Source organism: Bombilactobacillus apium (genome assembly GCF_013385145.1).
GTDB lineage: Bacteria > Bacillota > Bacilli > Lactobacillales > Lactobacillaceae > Bombilactobacillus > Bombilactobacillus apium.
Map to the genome: position 1 here is coordinate 88,980 of NZ_JABZEC010000004.1, position 20,375 is coordinate 109,354.

A 20,375-nucleotide genomic window follows, 5' to 3' on the forward strand; every position below is an offset into this window, starting at 1 on the left:
GATTTATCTGACTAAGACGCATTTAAATTTAGCTTACTTTTGCTTGAAAATAAAAACTTTGCTAAAAATATAATTGGTGATTACGACAACTACATTATCAATCAACTTCACAATCAAACTGTTGCCATGCAGCCAACCAATCCCGATGGTCACAATAATGACGTCTAAAAAGTAACTTAAAATTCGAAAGAAGAAAAAAGAACCCAATTCTCGCCAAACTCCTGCTTGACTAGTTTGATGGGAGTCAAAAACGAAGATTTTATTAGTTACATAAGCAAAAATCACTGATAGAAACCAGGCCCAAAAAGTCGCTACTTGGTAACCCATCCAATGATTCCAAGTATAAAAACTATAGAATACCAGTAAATTAATCAGGGTCGTTAAGCCACCAAAAATCAAATAAGACCAGACTGTCCAAGTTTGCTGCACAAATTGAAAGATTTTTTTCATTCTTTTATGTCTCCTAAAAATTAAGATACCCTTCCCCCAGGGTGACTGTTACTATATAACCATATTACTATAAAATTTCCATTGAGGTTTCTAATGTCTACACAAAAACAATTACGTTGGTACAATATTGCCCTAATTGCCTTCTCCTCCGTTTGGGGGCTCATCAATGTCGTCAATAACTTTGCCAATCAGGGTCTAGTTGTTGTTACATCCTGGATCTTGATTATGTTTCTCTATTTTATTCCTTATACGCTAATGGTCGGGCAAATGGGAACCACCTTCGCTAGCGATAGTGGCGGCGTAGCCACTTGGATCAAAGAGTTGACCAACAGTAAGTGGGCCTATCTGGCCGCTTGGACTTACTGGGTTGTCCACATCCCTTACCTAGCGCAAAAGCCCCAATTAATCATCGTTGGTATCAGCTGGCTCCTGCACGGTAACGGTCAATTCGTCAAGCAAAGTTCAGCCTTCACCGTTCAGATTCTCTGCCTCATAATTTTCTGGTTCTTCTTAATTCTCGCCGCCCGTGGAGTCAAAATTTTAAAACTTATCGGTAGTTTCGCGGGACTAGGGATGTTTATCATGTCCATCCTTTTCATCATTCTAGGTCTATGCGCCCCTTTGATGACTAACTTAACCATCCAAACCGAAGGCATGGACCAAATCCAAAACTACTTCCCTAAATTTGATTTTCACTACTTTACCACCATTTCGATGCTGGTATTAGCCGTCGGTGGCGCCGAAAAAATTGCCCCTTACGTCAGCCAAACTCAACAACCGCAACGAGAATTTCCCCGGGGAATGATTCTCCTTGCTCTGATGGTTGCCACCTCGGCTATTTTCGGTTCTTTTGCGATGGGAATTTTATTTGATGCCCAACATCTCCCCGCTGATCTAATGGCTAATGGTGCTTATTACGCCTTCCAGCTACTGGGACAATACTTCCACTTGGGAAATACCTTAGTCTGGTTATTTGCCCTCACCAACATCCTCACAGCCGCTGCGGCCTTGATTATTTCAATTGACGCCCCCCTGCGAGTTTTACTCAGCGATCCTAAACAAAAACTGATTCCAGCTAAGTTGCGCAAACAAAATCGCTATCAAGTACCGATTAATGGTTATTGGCTGACCGGCGGTCTAGTTTCTCTTTTAATTATGATCCCTGCTCTAGGAATCGGTGGTGCTAACGAACTCTACAATTGGCTTTTAAATCTCAATTCAGTGGTGACCCCCCTGCGCTATCTCTGGGTCTTTGCTGCCTATACGCTCTTAAATCATCAGTTGCAAAACTACCAAGGCAGCTATATGTTAACCCACCATCGTCACTGGGGCATGATTCTGGGCAGTTGGTGTTTTATTTTCAATCTGGGAGCCTGTCTTCTAGGGATGATTCCCAAGACTACCGGCGCTCTTCCGGCCCAGAATTGGTGGTTCCAATTAAGCCTCAACATTCTGACTCCCGTGGTTTTACTCTTATTGGGATTAATTTTTCCATTAATTGCGCGCCATCAGCGCTCCGCCAATAAGTAATTAAGCCCTAAGGATACTAAAAAGGCGCCACCGGCGAAAATTGCTCCAACCGGACCAACTTGCGCTAAACCCCAACTTTTAAAAGTCCAACTACCGGCCGCCGAACCCAAGGCAATTCCTAAATTAGCACAAATCGAGTTAAAAGAAGAGGCAAAGACTAGGGCTTGCGGATATTTCTGCTCCGCTAAAGTCATAAAGTGCATCTGAATCGGCGAATTATTTAAATACATGCTCAAAGCTAACAACATAATGGCGCCTAAACAAAGACCGACCTTGGGCAAAAGAAAAGGTAAACTAATTAATAAAATCGTCTGCCCAGCAAAGACGAAGGGTATTTTACGTAAACCCCCCATTTCAGCCAAGCGACCGCTCAATAAATTGCTGGCTAAAGACATTAAGCCAAAAATAAATAAGATTGGGGTTAATAAATGCGGCGAAAGCTGTAAACTCTGAGTAATTAAAGGACTCAAATAGGTATAAAAAGTGTAGATACCAGCCAAGTTTAGCATCGGTAATAAAAGTCCGAGTTGAATCCGGCGATCTTGCAAAATAAGCAGTTGATGGCGCAAAGACTTTGCAGGCTCCTGAAAGAGACCTTGCGGTAAAGCCTTCGCCAAAGCTAGGGCAATCAGGATGGCTAAGAGGGTAATTAAGCCAAAAACACTGCGCCAACCAGCAACTAACCCCAAAGCCGTTCCCAAAGGAACGCCGAAGACACTGGCAATACTAAAACCAGAAAAAATCCAAGCAACTAGGCGAACTCTTTTTTCAACCGGGGCTAAACTATTGCCGATGGTAATCGCTAGAGAAATAATCGATCCCGAAACTACGGCGGTTAGGATCCGAGTTCCTGTTAAAATAGCAAAATTGGGGGCCAGAGCGGTTCCTAAATTTCCCAAAATAAAAATTCCCAGGAAAACTAGGAGTACTCGATACAAACTCCGGGCCCCAATTAATAAATTCAAAATGGGGGTACTTAGCGCATAGACTAACGCAAAAACCGTCACCAAAAGACCGATTTGGCTAGCGGGAACAACAAATTGGTGGGCCAAAGGTGCCACCAGACCAATAATAATAAATTCGCTAAAACCTAAAATAAAAGCTAAAGCAACTAAAAGTAAGGCTTGAACTCGATATGTTTTCATTGACAATCCTGTCTTTCCCCAAAAATAATTAACAACTCCAAACTATTTTTCCTTGGGGCAGTTATAAAATATAATTTAGCACAAACTACTCCCAGTAAATAGCTAATTAAGATTAAACACAAAATACCGGATGAAAACTAAATTTTCATCCGATATTTATCACCTTTTAGGTCTTAACTTATTTAACTGGAATTCAATTCGAACTAGTTTAGACTTCGGTCCAAATATCTTTCAAAACAATTGTTTCATCCCGATTAGGGCCAACTGAAACACTCACGAAGTCCATGCCGGTTAATTCTTTAATCTTAGCCAGGTAATCTTTAGCAGTTTGCGGCCATTGCTGCATATCAGTTACGCCCCGTAAGTCTTCTTGCCAACCAGGCATCGTTTGATAAACCGGTTCACATTGGTTGACGATATCTAAACTAGCCGGATATTCATCAATCACTTCTCCTGAAGGCAAGCGATAGCCGGTACAAATCTTCACTTGGGAAAGACCACTCAAGACATCAATACTATTTAAAGCTAAATCAGTCACTCCAGCTACTCGTTGAGCATGCTTCAAGACAACTGCATCTAGCCAACCAATCCGCCGTGGACGCTTAGTAACCACGCCGTATTCATGACCAGCATCACGAATAAAGTCACCGGTCTCATCGGTCAATTCAGTTGGGAAAGGACCATCACCAACGCGAGAAGTATAAGCCTTAGCAACCCCAACTACCTTGGTAATCCGGGTTGGGCCGACACCAATCCCCGCAGTATAACCACCAACGGGATTAGAGGAAGTTACAAAAGGATAAGTCCCATGATCAATATCCAACATAATTCCTTGAGCGCCCTCAAAGAGAACCTTGTGGCCCTGATCAAACTCTTCGTTTAAAACTTTGGAAGTATCAACAACATATGGCTTTAATTGTTGACCATATTGGTAAAATTCTTCAAAAATATCATCAAACTCAATTGGTTCCGCGCCGTAAACTTGGGTAAATTCCCGATTTTTAATCGCCAAAGCGGTCTTTAACTTAGCCGCAAAAGATTCGCGCTCTAATAAATCGGCCATCCGAATCCCAATTCGGGCAGCCTTGTCCATGTAAGCCGGGCCAATTCCGCGATTGGTAGTCCCAATCTTTTGGTCACCTTTGCTTTGTTCTTGAAGTCCATCCATCTTGATATGGTAAGGCAAAATTAAGTGGGCCCGATTGGAAATCTTAAAGTTCTTAAAACTGATGTCCTGTGCTTGTAGCCGCTGCATTTCTTCGACTAATGATTTCGGGTTCACAACAACGCCATTCCCAATCATGGTGATTTTGTCAGGATATAAAATCCCTGACGGAACTAGACGCATCTTATATTCTTGGTCACCTACTTCGACCGTGTGTCCAGCATTATCGCCACCTTGGTAACGAGCAATGACGTTTGATCCTTGACCTAGAAAGTCGGTAATCTTACCTTTACCTTCATCGCCCCATTGCATCCCTACTACTACTACACCTGCCATCTTCGTCATCGTCCTTTACTTGTACTTGTTTTTTCAAACTCCGCTACTAGTTTATCAACCTCAGCCAGCAATAGCAAAAAAACCTCGGCTAACTATTGTCCCGGATCAGGAATCGGTGAAATCGCCGCAAATTTATTATATGATTTGACAAATAATAACTTCACGGTTCCCCGCGGGCCGGAACGGTTCTTGCCAATAATTACTTCAACTTCTCCAGCATTGGTATCTTTTTCGGGCTCATCATCTTCTTGATTCTCATTGTAATAGTCATCCCGATATAAAAAGGCCACAATATCCGCATCTTGTTCAATTGAACCGGATTCACGAATATCTGATAAAATCGGGCGTTTATCTTGGCGCTGTTCGACCCCCCGCGATAACTGAGATAAGGCAATTACGGGAACGTGAAGTTCTTTGGCTAATTTCTTTAATTGCCGCGAAATCGTCGAAACTTCTTGCTGGCGATTTTCCTGGCCAGTACCTTCAATTAACTGTAAATAATCAATAATAATTAAGCCCAGATTACCTTGTTCTTGGGCTAAACGGCGACATTGAGCTCTGATTTCTGCCATTTTGATTCCTGGGGTATCATCGATATAAATAGAAGTCTTGGATAAAATTCCGGTGGCGACAATTAAATTTGACCATTCATCATCGTTCAAATCTCCCGTTCGTAAGTGATTGGCATCAATACTTCCTTGGGCACACAATAACCGGCTAGCTAATTGCTCGGCCCCCATTTCGAGACTAAAGATAGCAACACTTTTGGGATTATGCACCGCAATATTTTCGGCCACATTCAAGGCGAAAGCTGTCTTCCCAACCCCCGGCCGGGCCGCCAAAATAATTAACTCATCGGCATGTAAGCCAGAAGTCACGCGATCTAATTCCGGATAACCGGTCGATAAACCGGTAACTGCTGAATCTTCTTGCGCTAATTTATCAATATTTTCTAAAGTTGTATTTAAAACATCCGCAATCTTTTGGAAACCACCATTAGCATGATTTTCACTGATATCCATGATCGCTTTTTCCGCGGCATCTAAGACACCTGAGACCTCATCATCTTGTTGCTCGTAACCTTGCGTCACAATATCAGTCGCCGTGTTGATCAAGCGCCGCAACAAAGATTTATCAGCCACAATCTTAGCATAGTAAGTGATATTAGCCGCTGTCGGTACCGAACTGGCTAGTTCTCCCAGATAGCTAATTCCCCCAATATCTTCTAATTGTTGACGATCACTGAGGACATTTTTAACGGTCACCACATCAATTCCTTGCTCTTGATCATTGAGAGTAATCATCGCCTCGAAAATCAATTGGTGGGCATGTTGATAAAAGTCTGCCGGAACTAAATATTCTAGGGCTTCAACAATTGCTTCCGGGCGCAACAAAATTGAGCCTAAAACTGATTGTTCAGCCTCTTTATTATTTGGTGGAATTCTTTGGGTAAGCTCAGTATTCATACGTTCGACTTTCTATCATGTAATTTGTATAAGGTATTTTAACATAAAAATTAGGCCCCACGATTGAATTCATCGAGGCCTAATCTTTGTTCTTTAATTTTAAAAAGCGCTAGAATCCGATCATATGTCCGAAGATTGGCACCACGATATTATCAACAATACTGATGACAACTACCGCTACGGCAGCCATTGCTCCTTCAGTTGATCCTAATTGTAAAGCAAACGCAGAACCGATCGTGTGACCAGCAGTTCCTAATCCTAAACCAGTTCCAATCGGGTCGTTTTCCAAACGGAACCACTTAACCAGATATTTACCTAAAGCATAGATAATAACCGCGTTTAAGATGCAGGCCATCGCGGTAACCGCGGTATTCCCACCAACAGCGGTACTTAATGGTAAAGCGATCGCCGTCGTTGCTGATTGACTCAACATGGAAGCTGTTCCGACTTTGCTGAGGCCAAAGAGTTTAGCAACACCAGTGATGACGATCAAAGAAATAATAGTTCCGATGAACAGGGCCAATAAAATAATCAGCCAGTTTTTCTTGACCACATCATTTCGCTTGTAGAGCGGAACCGCAAAAGCAATTGTTGCTGGTGTTAAGAACCAGAAGATGATGTCCCCCCCAGGTTTATAAGCCTGTGTATAAACTTGAGCCGTGGATAAGCCGAGACACTTTCCGAGAATCATTAAAACAATAATCCCGATAACCATCCCGAAAAATAGCGGTTGGAATAAGAAGAACCCCTTAGTTTTGTCAAACAAATATTTTCCAATCACAAATAATACCAAAGATAACATGACTCCGAACAACGGATTAGTGAAATATGCCATCATTATAATCTTTCCCTTCAATTAGCTAAGATTTCCTCAAGGCAATCTTACTTTTTTGTCATTTTATGTTGGATTCCTAATAAGAAGCGCGTGGTGTAGGCCGTCACAACTAATAAGACAATTGTGGCAATGATAATCACCAAAACTAATTTAATTCCTTCGTGTTGCATAATATCCAGATTAGCGGCTAAGGCAATCCCGGAAGGAACAAACAAGAATCCAATCAAATCAATTAAAACACTTGCGAAAGAATCAACCCACTCGAGTTTAACAATATGAAAGGTAAGTAAAAGATAGAGTAAGACTAACCCAATTACCGGTGTCGGTAATGGGAACGACTTCGGCACAGATTGTGAAATAATCTGTGAAACATACAATATCACCGCATAAATCATCATTTGAATGATTATCGGCGCAGACTTCGGAGCATCCTTTTTTGGACTTTCCTTCTTCATAAAAATCAAATCCCCTTCTAGAATTTAATAAAGCGTTTCCATTTAGAGGGTAACACTCTATTCAAAAAAAATCTAGTTTATAATGAAACTTTTTCAATCTCTATTTACACAGTTTTCGATTCTGACTTTTTAAAGTTTAAAAGCAGCTTTACGTTGACCTTTTGCAGACTAAGATAACGAAAAAGCCCTAGGAAATCTGAAATTTTCCTAGGACAATTAGCAAAGTTTTTATTTTTCTTGAATATGAACTCGAATCTTAGCGTCAATCCCCGGATACAATTTAACTTTGACATTTGTATAGCCTAAGACTTTAATTGGTTCCGGCAAATCCAGTTTCCGCTTGTCTAACTCAATTTTATATTGTTGAGCTAGGGCTTGCACGATTTGTTTGCTAGGAATGGAGCCGAATAAGCGGCCATCAGTTCCGGCTTTGGAAGTCAATTCCACGACGGTTTCGTCTTTTTCCAAAACATCTTTGATCATCTGGGCGCCGGCTTTTTCTTCATCTTTAACCCGTTGCTCAGCCTGCTTTTGCGCCTTTAACTCTCCCATTGCTGCTGGAGTAGCTAGTTTGGCTTTACCATTTTTGATTAAAAAATTTTGTGCATAGCCATCAGCAACTTCTTTCACTTGCCCCCGCTTACCTTTGCCGCGAACATCTTCCGTAAAAATAACACGCATTTGATAGCCTCCTGAGAGTTATTTAATAACTATTATTGTTTAATATCTTCCACTTTTTGTTGCGTAATTGCAATCAATTCTTTTTTCGCTGCCGAAACTGTCGTTTGCTTCAACTGGGTCGCCGCGTTTGACAAGTGACCCCCGCCACCCATCTCTTCCATAATTACTTGGACGTTAAAATCACCTAAACTCCGTGCAGAGATAGCAACCACATCATCATCACGTTTGGTTAAGACAAAGCCGGCCTGAATATTCGAGAGCGATAAAAGTGTATCTGCCGCTTGAGCGGCAATCACTGAATCATAGCTTTGATCATCTTCTCCCGCACAAACTGCCACGTGGGGAGTAATCATTTCAATCGTCGAAATGAGGTGACTTTGTTGAATATAAGCGGTCACATCTTCCTTCAGTAAATTCTGAATCATAGTCCCATCGGCGCCCAAAGAACGCAGATAACTGGCCGCATCAAAAGTGCGGGTTCCAGCCCGCAAAGTAAAGGACTTCGTATCCAAAGAAATTCCGGCTAATAAAGCCGTGGCTTCTAACTTCGACAGTGACTGCTTACTCTTGGGTTGATACTCAATCATTTCTGTAACTAATTCACTGGCCGAAGAAGCATACGGTTCAATATAAACCAAAATCGGATTAGCGGGAAATTCTTCTCCCCGACGGTGATGATCAATAATGATCGTTTGTTTAGCCAATTTTTGAAATAATTCCGGACTCATTGACAAAGATGGCTTAGAAACATCGACCATGATTAGAAGTGAGTTCTTTTCAACGGTTTCGACAGCCTTCTTTGGTGAAATTAAGTCGTCTTTTAAAGTTGGATCTTGGTCAATCAGGGTCAATAAACGAGCAATATCAGTATGGACTTCCGTTTGATCAATGACAATTTGGCATTTTTTGTCATTCATTTGCGCAATACGATGAATCCCCAAACAAGCTCCCAAGGAATCCATATCTGGCCGATCATGTCCCATAACATACAGGTGATCGGCTTGATCAAAGAGATCGCGCAAAGCCTGACTAATCATCCGCGCCCGCACTCGGGTTCGTTTCTCCATGGGATTAGTATTTCCCCCATAAAAGCTCGCCGGTTCTTCGCCCTTGCGGACGACAACCTGATCACCACCACGACCGAGCGCCAAATCCAAATTCTTTTGAGCTTCTTCAGCCACTTGCGCCAAATTATCATGTCCGTAAGCTAAACCAATACTGAGAGTCAAAGGATAGTTTTGTTGCGAAGTTCCCTTGCGAATTTGATCTAAAATGCCAAAACTATTTTCTTCCAGTTGTTGCAAGGACCGGGCATAAGCCACGACAATGAAGCGGTCCTTACTAATCCTTTTCAAGAACATTGCATTATTATTCGCCCAATCTGTCAATTGATTAGTCACATAATTATCGAGATTGGACTGTTCCCGATCGGCCATTGTCTGCGTAATTTCATCATAGTTATCTAAAAAGATTTGCCCCAGAGCAATCTTCTCCGATTCATACTTTTGCTGCAATTGAACCAAATCAGTGATATTTAATAAGTAGATAATCCGCAGATCTCGCTGGACAAAAGCCCGGAATTGGGCACTTTCCAATTGAATCACCTGGGACTGTGCTTTAGATTCCGAGGAGCTGATAACCAATTGTTCTAGCTTAGGATTCAATTGCGACATCGTTAAGCCCAAGATTTCCCGATCGCCAAAATGGCGCTGCAGGCGGGGATTGATCCATTCAATCTTATGTTTCTTATCCGCACTATATAGCAAAATTCCCATCGGCAATTTAATTAAAGCCTCTTGTTGGCCGCGATTTTCGCGGAAGGACAAATCATAAAGGTGTTGGTTGGCCTGCTTTAAAAGATCATTGAGTAAATAAGCACTCAACAAAACCAGCAAAACAATAATACTTAAACTAAAGATGAGGTCTTCTGGTCGATCCAAGAATTGGACCAAGATTAAAGCCACCAGCAATACTAACAATCCAGCGGAGCCCAGTTTAGCCGCTGAACTCAAAGCTAAAAGGTTCTGATTCGTTAATTTTTTTTTGCTCATATGTTCCTCTTTACTTAGAATATAATTAGCTTTATTTTATCATATTTCCTCCCGTTAATTGATTTCCAAATAAACTCTCCCCCAAAGCTTGCCCCCTCAAAGTTTTTAACTCTATGTAATGGATCTGGGAATTTATGGATTCCTTTATCTTAACTAAGCCAAAAAGAACTGATTCTTTTAAATTGTGTGCGAACCTCGCTCTTAATGGTGAATTAAATTAATGAAGCTCTCATTTATCAGCTAGCAACTGAATTTTTTTAGTTCAGACTTAATTAGGAACTTTGGTTGCTTGATCAGTCGTTACTCCGGGCACTAAATCAAAATAATGCTAAGGATAAATCACTGGGAACATTTTGTCACCCAATTCAACGTAATTCAAATTGGGATGTTGGAAATCACAATTAATTTTGCTAATTCCAATAATCAAAAAATCAAAATCGTAATTATGTTGGAGAAAGTCCGGAATTGAATCTGCTTTCTTTCAGCAATTTAAACTTACCACCTACTAGATCAATATTAACCCTTGACTAAAGGTAGAAAAAAAGAATCCGAACAAGCCAAGGACTGTTCGGATTCTCTTCTACTAATTAATCTTCAGCAACAAATGGTAACAATCCCATTACTCGGGAACGTTTAATCGCAATTGTTAGACGACGTTGGTTCTTAGCGCTGGTTCCGGTTACTCGACGTGGTAAAATCTTACCCCGTTCGGAAATAAACCGTTTCAGCAAATCAACATCTTTATAATCAATATATTCAATATGGTTAGCGGCGATGAAGTCAACCTTCCGGCGACGACGGCCACCACGACGTTGTTGTGCCATGTTTAGTTTCTCCCTTCATTCTTAAAGTAAGAATTCTTAAATTAAACCCTTAAAATGGTAAATCATCATCTGAAATATCAATTGATCGCGCGTTGTCCGCAAACGGATCCGCTGGCGCACTATTGTTATTAGTGTTCGTCGGAGCCGCCGGCTTACTTTGACCACCAAAATTATTGGCGGCAGGATTCGGATTATTGTTATTCATAGAATTATTTTGATTATTAGCGGATTTCGGTTCCAGTAAGGCAAAGTTTTCCACGACAATTTCTGTCACGTAAACTCTTTGTCCCTGTTGGTTTTCGTAATTTCGGGTCTGAATCCGTCCATCAATGCCAACCAAGGAACCCTTGTGCGTAAAATTAGCGAAGTTTTCCGCCGCTTTACGCCAAATCACACAATTAATAAAATCAGCGTCTCGATCACCGTTAGCGTTAGTAAACGAACGATCAACAGCCAAGGTAAAACTAGCAACAGCAGTTCCACTAGACGTGTAGCGTAAATCAATATCACGCGTCAAACGTCCAACTAAGACACTTCTATTAATCATAATTCCGATCTCCCTTTAAAATGTTTCACATGAAACAATTATTTATCGCGCTTGATAATCATGTGACGAATAATGCCATCTTCGAATTTTGCTAACCGGTCAAATTCGTCGATTGCTTCCCGATTATCGGAATTAACGTTCACAATGTGGTAAGTACCTTCATTGTAACCTCCGATTTCGTATGCGAAACGACGTTTTTGCCAGTCTTTAGAATCAAGCACTTCAGCACCATTATCTTTAAGAATTTGGTCGAAACGTTCGATCAAACTTTTCTTAGCATCTTCTGCTAAATCAGGTTTGATAATATAAGTGATTTCGTAATGTGTTTGAGCCATGACTGCTCACCTCCTTTTGGACTAATGGGAAATACTCGCTGGTACTTCCAAGGAGTACGGGCCTCAATTGAGGCTATACCCACAGATTTACATTATATCATCTTTAGCTTTGATTTCCAATCAAAAACTAAAACTATCTTACGCTCTGTCTTCAAATTACCCGCCAGAAATTATTTTTACCGAAAAAACAAAATACTTTTTAAAAAGACCAGCTGATGTTTTCGTAATCATTCAAATCTTTCAGCAGGTCTAGGAAACTGACTTCCAAAGAATTGGCCACCTGTGAGCAACAAAGCCCCCTCAGTAAAACTAGCAAGAAGCCAATTATCAGCCAACGCCAACTAAATTTTTTAATCCTATTGTTTGCGTCCTCCGTTAACTCTAAAACTTCTAATGTAATTGTAGAAATTTTTCAGCTGCTGCCAGCCTACCAAAAGTAATTGCCAGAAGATAAGCGCCAGTCCCAAAAGAATAGCGACTGAACCAAGTTGCCACAAGAAGTAGCCCCCCCAAAATGCCACCAAATGCTGGAACTAATTACTAAGAACCAGATTCCTGAGAAACCAAAGGCTAAGCTACAAGCCAACGCAGAAAAAATTACTGAAGCAAAAACAATTAAATGTCCCAGTAAGAGCGGCCCCCAGAGAGGTAGTCCCAATAAAATAAGCATCCAACTAAAAGGATTAGCTCTTTTTACTTTCACTTCTTTATTTTCACTAGCAATAGTTGCCACAATCTCCGGAATACTTCCAATTTGTTCCAGTGCTTGAACTTCACTAGCTCCATGATCAATCAAATCGTCTAAATATTCTTCATAATAACTCAAATATTGTTAGGGCTAGCGGACACCTGTCTCTTGTAATTGAGACCTTAATTCTCGTAAAAATTCAGCTTTTGTCATCGACTGCTCCTTCCTGGATAAAGTGGACGATAGCTTCTACCGAATCCCAATCAGCGATGAATTGCGTGATTTTATCTTCTCCAATGGCCGTAATCCGATAATACTTACGAACGTGACTATGATAAATCTGCTTTTTAACTGTTATCGCCCCTTGGGCTAACAAACGTTTCAAGATGGTATAGAGTGTTGACTCGGAACGCTGTAACTGCGCCAAAACACAAACATCTAACAATCCTTTTTTCAATTGGGGGTTCATAACTTACCTCCTTATGCATGATACTATGTATAAAAAAGTAAAGAACTTCCTGATACAATTCCTCTCTAGCTCAACAAAAAGCAAAATCTCAAAAAAAATAGAATATCGGTAATCTTTTACAAATATTCAGGATTAGCCACTTAGACAGGAGATTGTTGATAAAAAGTGATTTTTTGGTTGTTTAAATGCGCAATTAGACTCTGATAGCTCAAGATGACGGTTTCGGTATTAGTTCCTGCGTGCATGCCTAATTTCGGCTGGTCAAACAAATGATTACTAATCAGAACCTTTACGGGAGAAGCGGTGGCCAGAATTAAAGGACTGACCTTTCCTGGAACAGTCTGCATTATTCTTTGTAACTCTTCAGAGCTCGCAAATTTCAGCTGACTACGACTAGTGGCCAGTAAGTTAGCCAATTTACCAAACTTCAATTTCTCTTCCGGCCCACAGAGTATTAAATAGTAAGCGTTTGTCCGCTGATCATGTAAAAGTAAACTTTTGACAAGCAGACAATCTAGAGCAAGGTTGGCCGCATCCTGCATCTGCCAAACCGGGGCATGACGGCGAATTTCATAAGGTAATTGCTCATTAACTAACCGCTGAAGATAAATATTAGGCATGATTTTATTTCCTTTCTCAAAGATCCTGTTAATTCAGAGAGTATTAATTACTGCTGGAGAGTAATTTTAACAGTCTATAGATTAGCTTAGATCACCATTTTTTATAGATATTCGACCTAAATAAGTTAATCAAATCCCATTTTCCCTTTGATAATCATGGTCTTAATTGCCTCCCCTACTCCAATGGTGTTCGAACCGTATCCACATGCGGAATTCCATCTTCCAAATATACTGCTGACACAGCTTGAAAACCAAATTCAGCATAAAAATCGCGTAAATAATTTTGGGCTTGAATTTTAATTGCCTGCTGTGGATAACGCTCTTTAATTGCCGCTAAAGTAGCCTTTATTAGCTGGGTTCCCAACTGTTGATGCTGATATTTATCTACTACCAGCACCCGACCAAAGCTAATAAAGTTTGGCTCATCATGAGCAACGATCCGGGCGTAAACTACTAACTGCTGATTCTGCCGTAATTGAACATACCAAGCGGTAAAGTCTTTGGCATCCATCTCTTGATAGGTACATTTTTGTTCTACCACAAAGACTTTTGTTCGCGCGGCTAAAATTTCCACTAAAATTGTTGGTTTAAGGTACTTGATTAATTGCACAGTAACTATTGTTTCCATATTTTTCTCCATAATTATTAAAAAAGCAGCAAACTCTCTCCTTATCGTAAACGACGCCCTAATGGAGAAAGCCTGCTGCTAGATGGTAATGATTACTAACAACATTTAATTGATTTCAATGTGCTCTAACTTCGAAGCTAAAACAAGGAAAGAGAGCTATCAAACTCACTGTAGATTTGTTTCACGTGAAACAATTTTTTGACAAGATTTAGAAGTTGCGATTATTTTGATTCAAAAGTGGAACTACTTTTCTTAAAAAACTTCCGCACTCGCTTTTTAGTTTAAAATTTATGGTTGCGAAAAGCTTCAATCATCGTCCAAGTCAGACTAAGTGGCTGATCATCATGTGGAATTTTGTCTCGCTCAAACCAACGAGCTTCAGAAAGTTCATCGGTTTCAAGTTTAATCGGTAAATCTTCATCTAATTTAGCTGTGAATCCGACCAATAAAGAATGCGCAAAGGGCCAAGGTTGGCTGCTATAATATTGAATATCGTGAATAGAAAGTCCTACTTCTTCAAAAACTTCTCTTTTAAGAGTCTTTTCCAAGGTTTCTCCGATTTCAACGTAGCCGGAAAGCAACGCGTACTTTTGATAACCGGTGAGAAACTTCGTCAGTAAAATTTTTTCTCCATTCGTAATTGCTACAATAATTGCTGGAGTAATTTCAGGATAAATCTTTTCTTGACAATCCATACATACCAAGGCCCGCTCGACAGTATATTGTACCAAGGGCTTGCCGCAAATCCCACAAAAGCGGTGCGCATTATACCACCAGCCAAGATGTGTTGCCGTGGCACTAGCAAAACTAAGCCACTGGGGTTGCACGCCCCGCAAGACCTAGGTTGCTTCAAAATGGTAAGCATTATTTTCTTTTACGGGAGCCATTACTAGAAAAAAGGAACGATCATCAACCGATAATAGGTAACGGTAGTCAGTCCACGGAAAATTCCATTCTTGATCAACAAATTCAAAGCTTGGTAATAGTTTAGAGTTTGATAAAAGCACTTTATTTGAACGACAAATTACTATAAAGTCGCCTTTCTTCGGTTTCCTTAATCTATGATCCTGATTATCTAAAACTTTTGGCTAAATATCTCGTAACATGCTACTGGCCACCTTCTTAAATTAACTCCCCCCCAAATCAGTTGTGTTTCACGTGAAACAATTTTATTTTTGAAGTCTAGAATGCTTTAGCTGCTACTTTTGTTTTCGAGCTTGTAAACGAGCATTAATCCTTGGGGCATCTAGGTACCACCAAAAAACTGTGCTCCCAGCAAGGGGGATGCAGTTCTTTTTGACTATCGTCCTTTAAATAGATGGCAGGTGGGCTATATCTAGTTCGGCCAGATGAAGTCGCTTGATTCATCAATCCTAAAAAATTTAGATCCAAAATAATTTTAAAATTATTTTCAAATTATAATCAGCACAAAGTTCCTGAATCAATTGTGGGGTTAAATATGCTGCTGGTGGTTGAAAACAAACTTCTTGTCTACCACCTGCATATTCGATAATGATTGGATTGTCAGAATCTTTAAATTGGCCACCCCAAGTACTGCTGGTGTAACTAAACAAACGTTTATGTAGCGTTAAAATTGAGCTACTACTAATCGGAATATAGATATATCGTGCATGAACTAAAGCTAATACATCCCGGTAACCCGCAATTTCTGCCTCACTACGATTACGCGGCTTGGTTTTTTGATGAACCAATTATTTTAAACGAGTGTTACTGGTATAAATTCCCTCAATCCGATTAGAAGCATCGGCACTCTGGACTTTAGCAACATTAAGCAAGCGATCTAAAGCCTCTTTATAGGTGATCTGTGTAGCTGATAAGCGCCCTTTAAGTTCATAAATTTGGTTTAACTTGTCATTCATTGAAGCAGTTATAGCTAAATTATTTAAAGATTTATAATCAAATTTTTTCAGGATCAGCTCACTACTTTCGGTATCATTTTATGCCATTTGATACCGAAAATCATATAAATGATCCTGAAAAAGTAAATAATATCTCTATTGGCATTACTCAATATCAAGCTAATTAACTTACGGTGTTTGTGAGAAAATAGGTCTGAAAGATTACTACTGAAGATATGCTTATGCTGCAAAATAACTCGGCCAATATTCTCCTTCTATCGTATTAAACCAAAAATAACGTCCACATTTTTTAGTGGACGTTATTTATTAACTACAATTAAATTACTCGTCTTTTAATAAACCAAATTTCTGATAGTGTTCTTTTAAATAGTCTAAAGTTAAACTTTGCTCTGTTTTTACCAATTGCTGGGGCACACCAGCCGCCAATAATTGTCCGCCGTTACTGCCCCCTCGAGGGCCTAGATCCACGAGGTAATCGGCATTAGCCATTAAATCTAAATCATGGGTAATCATAATAATTGTGGCTCCTTGAGCTTTCAATTGATTGAAAACTCCCAAGAGAGTCTGAACATCTAAGGGATGGAGTCCCACTGAAGGCTCATCAAAGACAAACAAGGTCCCAGCTTGCTTTTTATTTAAATGGCGCATCAATTTCAAGCGCTGAGCTTCCCCACCAGAAAGCGCGGGCGTACTCTCACCTAAATGAAGATAGTCTAAACCGACTTCTTGTAATAACTGTAATTGTTTAACAATCGCTGGCACTGCTTGGAACACGGGAATTGCTGCACAAACGGAAAGATTCAACAAATCGATAATTGTATAGTCTTGCCACCGAAATTGTTGAACTTCCGGCTTGAAGCGTTTCCCTTGGCAAACGGGGCAAGCCACTTCCATATCGGGCAAATACTGCAAATCGAGGCCAATCGTTCCTAAACCACCACAATGAGGACAGGCTCCTTGTTTGTTATTATAGGAAAAATAAGCTCGGCCATAACCCTGTTCTTGAGCCTTAGGCAGGGCGGCAAATAAAGTCCGCAGGTGATCCATGATCGAGGTATAAGTGGCAACACTAGAACGCGTATTTTTACCAACTGGCTTGGCATCCACGCTAACCACTTGCCGCAAATTCGTCGTTAATTGCGTGACTTGCGCGGGTAAATCTTGCTGGGCCGCTGCCTGCTGGACCGCTGGAACTAGGCTTTCTAAAATTAAACTGGTTTTGCCGGCTCCGGAAAAACCAGTGACGGCGGTAATTTGCTTTTCCGGAAAAGCAACCCTCAAATCATGCAAGTTAAAATACTGCTGGACTTGAATCTGGGTTTGGACATCTGTCTCTTTTCCAACTACGGCTTGCTTAGGATGCATAATTTGTGCTTGCCCGGAAATAAAGGGTCCAATTAAAGACTGCGGATTATGAGTCAAATCTTGCGGAGTTCCGGTCGCAATAATTTGTCCACCCTTAGCGCCAGAGCCCGGTCCAACTTCGATCACCCAATCAGCGGCTTGAATCAAATCCACTTCGTGATCGACAACTACCAAAGAATTCCCTCGGGCAATCAAAGAGCGCAAAATATGAATCAAGCCTCGTACATTATCGGGGTGCAAGCCAATCGAGGGTTCATCCAAGACATAGAGAACTCCAGTGGTCTCAGTCCGCAGCGTTTTGGCTAACTGGATTCGCTGCAATTCACCCGTCGAAAGAGTATTGCCCCGCCGGGCCAAGGTTAAATAATCCAACCCGAGTTCTAATAACGGTCGCAAAGTAGTGTGTAAATTCTGAAATAGATTTTTAGCTAAGGTCTGCATATTAGCTGGTAATTGAGCCTGCGTTGTTTGTACCCAATTCTCCAAGTCTCCTAGGGTCAATTCCGATACCTCAACAATATTTTGACCGCCAACTAGTTGCGTTAATAATTGCGGGTCGAAACGATGCCCCTGACAAGTTGGACAAACCGAAAAGTGGAAGAAACGACTAATCTTCTTGACGGAACTTTCACTTTTACTTGTTTGCATGGAGTCATAAACAGCCTCATAGGCATTTTCATAGAGGGTACTTTCGCTATGAAATACCCGACCAGTATTTGTATGCAGATCGATAGGATAGCGTTTTTTAGCGCCATGCAAGACGATCTCTTTTTCCTCAGCTGTCAAATCCTGATAAGGTACATTGAGACGCACCCCCAGAGTTTCCGCCACTTTGGGCATGAAATTTCGGCCCGGTAAGCGCCAAGAAGCCACCGCACCTTGATCCAAAGTCAAAGTCGGATCGCCAATTAATTTACTTTCATCTAATTCCTGAACCTGACCGGTTCCTTGGCAAGTCGGACAAGCTCCCCCGGCATTAAAAGAAAAATCTGCTGCTGACCGAGCCGCAAACTGAACGCCACAAGTCGGACAAGTCAACTGCCCCATCCTTTCGTCAGGTAAGTCCATGGCTTGAGCAATATCTAGACTAGGTGCCAAGCGATGACCATTAGGACAAACCACCGAGCCTAAGCGCGAAAAAATCAAACGAACGATATTCAACAACTCACTCATTGACCCAACTGTTGATCGTTCTGAAGGGACTCCCGGACGTTGACGCAAGGCAATTGCTGCCGGAATATGGCGAATCTCGCGCACCTGGGCGGTTTTACTTTGCCCGAGCCGCCGCCGCGTATAAGTCGACAAAGCTTCTAAATAACGCCGAGAACCTTCAGCATACAAAATTCCCATCGCTAAAGAACTTTTTCCCGAACCGGAAAGTCCCGAAACTACGACTAACTTATTTAACGGAATATCAATATCAACTTGTTTTAAATTGTGCACTTGACCACCGCGCACTTCAATTTGCCTAATCTCTGACATCAACTGTCCCCCTCTGAGCTTGCTTGCGCCAAGAAAGCTCCTTTTCGTTTTCATTGTAACAAAAGGGACCCGCAACTCAACCGGAAAAGAAAAATCAGCCCCAGATTATGATTTTAGTCGGATATCTAAAACTTCCTCTTAATAATCAAAATTCTTAGTTAACGAAGAGTCTCTTTACCAATCGCCCAAGTTTCCAATCTCGCCTTAATAGAAGTTGTATAATCTTAGGTAAATCACTTTTTGTTTCTTACTAGCGCAAAAAAGAAATGCAACTTGTTTAAAGGAGTTTATCGATGTCGAACCCGACCACTAAACAACCCCGAAATTCTAATCTTGAAGGGTTGCGAATTTTTTCTATGTTTCTGATTGTCTTGGGACATTTCATTTTTTACACTAACTGGGACTTTCAACAAACTGACCTCTGGCTCCGAACCGCAATCCAATGGCTATGGGCCGGCGGTAAGCTGGGAGTTAATCTTTTCATCCTAATCAGCGCCTATTTCTTGAGCCAATCTACCAGACAGAGTCCCAATTGGGCTAGTTTGGGAAAGTTATGGCTGCAAGTCTGGTTTTACGCCGTGGTCTTATTTGGCTTTGGGGTCGGAATTTTGCACTTACCCTGGCATGGCAAAAATCTCCTGCAGGCTTTATTTCCCTTAACCACTGGAGCTTATTGGTTCGTGACCGCTTATTTTGGCCTTGTAATTCTTGCTCCCGTGATCAATTTTGCCGTTCAACGTCTAGACTTCAAACACTACTCTTATCTTTTACTTTTCTTGCTGGCTCTGACCTTCATCGAATGTACCACCGGTAACCACGCTCTCGGCTTAACCAACGACAATATCCCCACATTAATCATCACTTACCTGGTCGGAGGTTACCTGCAAAGGTTCCCCCACTTTTGGCAAAAAATCTCCAACAAGCAGCTTTACCTAATTATTGCTAGCTGCTTACTACTCCTCTATTTATCGACTTTAAGTATTAATCTCCTTGAAAGTTGGCGCCAACAAAGCGGGGTCCGTTCTTCCGTCGTCTGGCGTTATTACGTTAGCTCTAGTCCCTTTCAGTTAATCAACGCCGCCGCTATTTTTCTTCTTGTTCTTCGACGCCCACCTAAGCAGCGGCAATCCATTAATTACTTAGCTCACGGCGTCTTTGGTGTCTATTTGATTCACGACAATCTCTTACTCAGCCCCTGGCTGTGGAATCATCTGATCAATGCTGGCGCCCAAAAATGTTCGTTGTGGATCTTCCCGCAAGCCCTCTTGGTGGCTGCTAGCATCCTGATTGTGGGCTTGATCTGTGATAACTTCCGCCAAGTCCTCTTCCAAGCTGGGGCAGTTCTGGTCCGTAAAATCAAGGCCCCTCATCAGCAATAATTCTCGCTAACAATACCTGAAAACTCTTAATTATTTCAGGGCCG

21 protein-coding genes are annotated in these 20,375 nt (G+C 41.2%); 2 read left to right on the forward strand and 19 right to left on the reverse strand.

Annotation, left to right across the window (positions count from 1 at the left end; all coding sequences use genetic code 11):
• Positions 1-33: 33 nt before the first annotated feature.
• On the reverse strand, positions 34-441 hold the full coding sequence (locus HU830_RS05220) for a GtrA family protein (RefSeq protein WP_407647492.1): 408 nt from the start codon (positions 439-441) through the stop codon (positions 34-36).
• A 102-nt stretch (positions 442-543) separates the two neighbouring features.
• Here HU830_RS05220 and HU830_RS05225 point away from each other — a divergent pair, with 102 nt between their 5' ends.
• Complete coding sequence (locus HU830_RS05225; RefSeq protein ID WP_176942733.1) at positions 544-1,980, forward strand: APC family permease; 1,437 nt, start codon at positions 544-546, stop codon at positions 1,978-1,980.
• Here HU830_RS05225 and HU830_RS05230 read toward each other — a convergent pair.
• The 18 genes from HU830_RS05230 to HU830_RS05310 form a co-directional block, all read right to left on the reverse strand.
• A complete protein-coding gene (locus HU830_RS05230; protein WP_176942857.1) occupies positions 1,959-3,125 on the reverse strand; it encodes an MFS transporter in 1,167 nt (388 codons plus the stop codon). The two genes, HU830_RS05225 and HU830_RS05230, sit on opposite strands and share 22 nt — an antisense overlap.
• A gap of 208 nt (positions 3,126-3,333) precedes the next feature.
• A complete protein-coding gene (locus tag HU830_RS05235) occupies positions 3,334-4,626 on the reverse strand; it encodes an adenylosuccinate synthase (RefSeq protein ID WP_176942734.1) in 1,293 nt (430 codons plus the stop codon).
• Between the two features lie 92 nt (positions 4,627-4,718).
• Positions 4,719-6,092 (reverse strand): replicative DNA helicase, encoded by a 1,374-nt coding sequence (gene dnaB, locus HU830_RS05240; protein WP_176942735.1) that lies wholly within the window; start codon positions 6,090-6,092, stop codon positions 4,719-4,721.
• A gap of 109 nt (positions 6,093-6,201) precedes the next feature.
• A complete protein-coding gene (locus tag HU830_RS05245; RefSeq protein WP_176942858.1) occupies positions 6,202-6,927 on the reverse strand; it encodes an LrgB family protein in 726 nt (241 codons plus the stop codon).
• A 47-nt stretch (positions 6,928-6,974) separates the two neighbouring features.
• On the reverse strand, positions 6,975-7,382 hold the full coding sequence (locus HU830_RS05250; RefSeq protein ID WP_176942736.1) for a CidA/LrgA family protein: 408 nt from the start codon (positions 7,380-7,382) through the stop codon (positions 6,975-6,977).
• Positions 7,383-7,610: 228 nt separating this feature from the next.
• Positions 7,611-8,063: a 50S ribosomal protein L9 gene (rplI, locus tag HU830_RS05255; protein WP_176942737.1), complete on the reverse strand. Its 453-nt coding sequence runs from the start codon at positions 8,061-8,063 to the stop codon at positions 7,611-7,613.
• 32 nt (positions 8,064-8,095) lie between these two features.
• Positions 8,096-10,114 carry a DHH family phosphoesterase gene (locus HU830_RS05260; protein WP_176942738.1) on the reverse strand — a complete coding sequence of 673 codons (2,019 nt, stop codon included), beginning with the start codon at positions 10,112-10,114 and terminating at the stop codon, positions 8,096-8,098.
• Between the two features lie 587 nt (positions 10,115-10,701).
• Positions 10,702-10,938 (reverse strand): 30S ribosomal protein S18, encoded by a 237-nt coding sequence (rpsR, locus tag HU830_RS05265; RefSeq protein WP_176942739.1) that lies wholly within the window; start codon positions 10,936-10,938, stop codon positions 10,702-10,704.
• Positions 10,939-10,987: 49 nt separating this feature from the next.
• Entirely contained in the window at positions 10,988-11,485 is a 498-nt protein-coding gene (gene ssb / locus HU830_RS05270) for a single-stranded DNA-binding protein (RefSeq protein WP_176942740.1), read from the reverse strand.
• A 38-nt stretch (positions 11,486-11,523) separates the two neighbouring features.
• A complete protein-coding gene (gene rpsF, locus HU830_RS05275) occupies positions 11,524-11,820 on the reverse strand; it encodes a 30S ribosomal protein S6 (protein WP_176942741.1) in 297 nt (98 codons plus the stop codon).
• A 427-nt stretch (positions 11,821-12,247) separates the two neighbouring features.
• Positions 12,248-12,646, reverse strand: a complete 399-nt coding sequence (locus tag HU830_RS05280; RefSeq protein ID WP_176942742.1) for a DUF1700 domain-containing protein — start codon at positions 12,644-12,646, stop codon at positions 12,248-12,250.
• 61 nt (positions 12,647-12,707) lie between these two features.
• Positions 12,708-12,977, reverse strand: a complete 270-nt coding sequence (locus HU830_RS05285) for a PadR family transcriptional regulator (RefSeq protein ID WP_176942743.1) — start codon at positions 12,975-12,977, stop codon at positions 12,708-12,710.
• A gap of 140 nt (positions 12,978-13,117) precedes the next feature.
• Complete coding sequence (locus tag HU830_RS05290; protein ID WP_176942744.1) at positions 13,118-13,597, reverse strand: YbaK/EbsC family protein; 480 nt, start codon at positions 13,595-13,597, stop codon at positions 13,118-13,120.
• Between the two features lie 175 nt (positions 13,598-13,772).
• Entirely contained in the window at positions 13,773-14,225 is a 453-nt protein-coding gene (locus HU830_RS05295; protein ID WP_176942745.1) for a GNAT family N-acetyltransferase, read from the reverse strand.
• Positions 14,226-14,506: 281 nt separating this feature from the next.
• Positions 14,507-15,052, reverse strand: a complete 546-nt coding sequence (nudC, locus tag HU830_RS05300) for an NAD(+) diphosphatase (protein ID WP_324196331.1) — start codon at positions 15,050-15,052, stop codon at positions 14,507-14,509.
• Positions 15,053-15,607: 555 nt separating this feature from the next.
• Positions 15,608-15,937 (reverse strand): Fic family protein, encoded by a 330-nt coding sequence (locus HU830_RS08895; RefSeq protein ID WP_228765817.1) that lies wholly within the window; start codon positions 15,935-15,937, stop codon positions 15,608-15,610.
• Positions 15,938-16,105, reverse strand: coding sequence for a hypothetical protein (locus tag HU830_RS08900; protein ID WP_228765819.1), 168 nt, complete (start codon positions 16,103-16,105; stop codon positions 15,938-15,940).
• Positions 16,106-16,426: 321 nt separating this feature from the next.
• Positions 16,427-18,952 (reverse strand): excinuclease ABC subunit UvrA, encoded by a 2,526-nt coding sequence (locus tag HU830_RS05310; RefSeq protein ID WP_176942746.1) that lies wholly within the window; start codon positions 18,950-18,952, stop codon positions 16,427-16,429.
• Between the two features lie 293 nt (positions 18,953-19,245).
• On the opposite strand from HU830_RS05310, the gene HU830_RS05315 reads away from it, so the two are divergent.
• Positions 19,246-20,331 (forward strand): acyltransferase family protein, encoded by a 1,086-nt coding sequence (locus tag HU830_RS05315; protein WP_176942747.1) that lies wholly within the window; start codon positions 19,246-19,248, stop codon positions 20,329-20,331.
• Positions 20,332-20,375: the final 44 nt, after the last annotated feature.